The sequence below is a fragment of the Allobosea sp. P1_A7 genome (assembly GCF_056406775.1).
Window position 1 is genome coordinate 1 of record NZ_JBFTZN010000523.1, and the last position, 1,802, is coordinate 1,802.

The 1,802-nt window shown below is 62.0% G+C and carries 1 protein-coding gene and 1 pseudogene; one reads left to right on the forward strand and one right to left on the reverse strand.

Annotated features, from left to right (window positions below; genetic code table 11):
- Positions 1-252: 252 nt before the first annotated feature.
- Positions 253-496, reverse strand: a pseudogene (locus AC1D34_RS37220) (transposase); the annotation flags it as partial.
- Between the two features lie 308 nt (positions 497-804).
- On the opposite strand from AC1D34_RS37220, the gene AC1D34_RS37225 reads away from it, so the two are divergent.
- Positions 805-1,752, forward strand: coding sequence for a methyltransferase domain-containing protein (locus tag AC1D34_RS37225; RefSeq protein WP_476826982.1), 948 nt, complete (start codon positions 805-807; stop codon positions 1,750-1,752).
- Positions 1,753-1,802: the final 50 nt, after the last annotated feature.

Below are 1,802 nucleotides of genomic sequence, written 5' to 3' on the forward strand. Positions count from 1 at the left end.
TCACCATCACCAGCATCGGCATGAGTATCGTCAGCACTGTGTTGATGATCATCATTAAGCCCTGACACGGCGACCTCCTCGTCTGAGAGGCGAGATCATCCAGACTTGGATCCAGCCGCGGAAGGTGGCGCGCTCGCACCAGGTACGTTCTACTTTCTACGCCAAGCCTTCCACTTTCTCCTGGGCATCTGACAGACTCATGAACCATTGAGCATTGAAGCATCCCGTACGCATCTCAGCGATCTCCTTGCTTCGCTTGATGACGTCCTGCAGCAACTCCTTGTCCGACAGATCGGCCACGATCCGCTTCAGCCCGGCGTTCTCTTCGTCGAACTGGCGCATTTGATCGATCTCCGAAGGCATCAGGCCTGCGTACTTCTTGCGCCAACTGTAAAAGGTCGCATCGCTGATTCTTGCCTTCCGGCAGACCACGAGAATCGGCATTCCTTCCTCGGATGCAGGGGATCTGCGCCTCCGTGAACTTCGGCTTCTTCATACCCAAAACTCTGTCCGCAGCCCGGGCGGCTGAACGGGAGACTTTCAGCTTCGAAACCCGAGGTAGGTCAGCAAGGCTCATGAACCAATAGGTGTTCAGGCATTCGACCAGAACTTGCCGTTGAGGGACGCAATGAACCGGCTGTTGGTCCGCTTCCCGCATTGCAGGCTTCTCCCGCGTCCGCCTTCCGTAGCGACTACCACAAAGGTTTCTGGACATTTGCGCGGAATAGCGCACGATTTGTGCGCCGCCGGCACCAAGAGGGGCGGTGGCGTCTGGTCCTCGACGGAGGGAGACGGCCGTTGCCTGTGCAGACACTGGCTCATTTGGTAGGCCGCCTGCCGGCGCCGATGCGCAAGTCGTTGCGACGCGCCATCGGGGGACAGGGCCATGTCCAGCACTGGACGCACACCCTCTGGGCTTGGCACCGGGCCCGAGGCGACAAGCGTATCGACCGCATCGCTCCCGGTCTCGCCGCCCTGATTCGAGACGCCTGCGGCTCCGTCGAGGGGCATTCCTGCCTCGAATTCGGTAGCGGGCACCTTCTCTCGGAGGCGCTGGTCTTCTGGCTGGCCGGAGCGGCGCGGGTCGTGGCAGTCGATTATTATCCCCTCCTGCACCTGCATTTCGCGCGCCACGCCTTTGTGTCCGCCGACCGCGACGCGCTGCTCGGAGCTCTGACAACGGCAGCGCCGGCAGCGACCGTTACAGAACGGATTGCCCGCCTCGATCAACTCGGCGATTGGACGCGGGAGGCACTCTCAGGGCTAGGGATCGACTACTTTGCCCCAGCTGATTTCTCCCGCGAGACGGGATTCGCCGGCAGCTTTGACCTCATCCACTCCACCTCTGTGCTTGAGCATCTGCCGCTCGCCCACAGCACCGCCATCGTCGCCAACGTGCAGGCCGCGTTATGCCCGGGGGGCGTTGCCCTGCACGCTATCCATCTTGAGGACCATCTCGATTTCCGGCGCAATCCGCTTGCCTTTCTCGCCGCAGACACGGACTGGAGGGAAAGTGACGCTGATGCGCGCGGTAATCGTCTGCGTGCGTCAGACTGGCTGCGCATCTTCCGGTCGCTGCCGGCCGCACAGGTCGAGATTCTGTGGGAGATCGTGCGCGAAGACGCTCCGATGCCGCGCTCCCTTGATTCTGCTTTCGCGTGCTACGCCGAGCGTGACCTGCGTATCGGTGGCATCATGCTTGCGGTGCGCACCCGTGCCGGCACCGTTCGGGAGCCGCAGCCTATCAACTGAAGGAGCGGCATTCGCTTTGGCAGTGTGTGCGAGGCTTCGTGGCCCGCCGC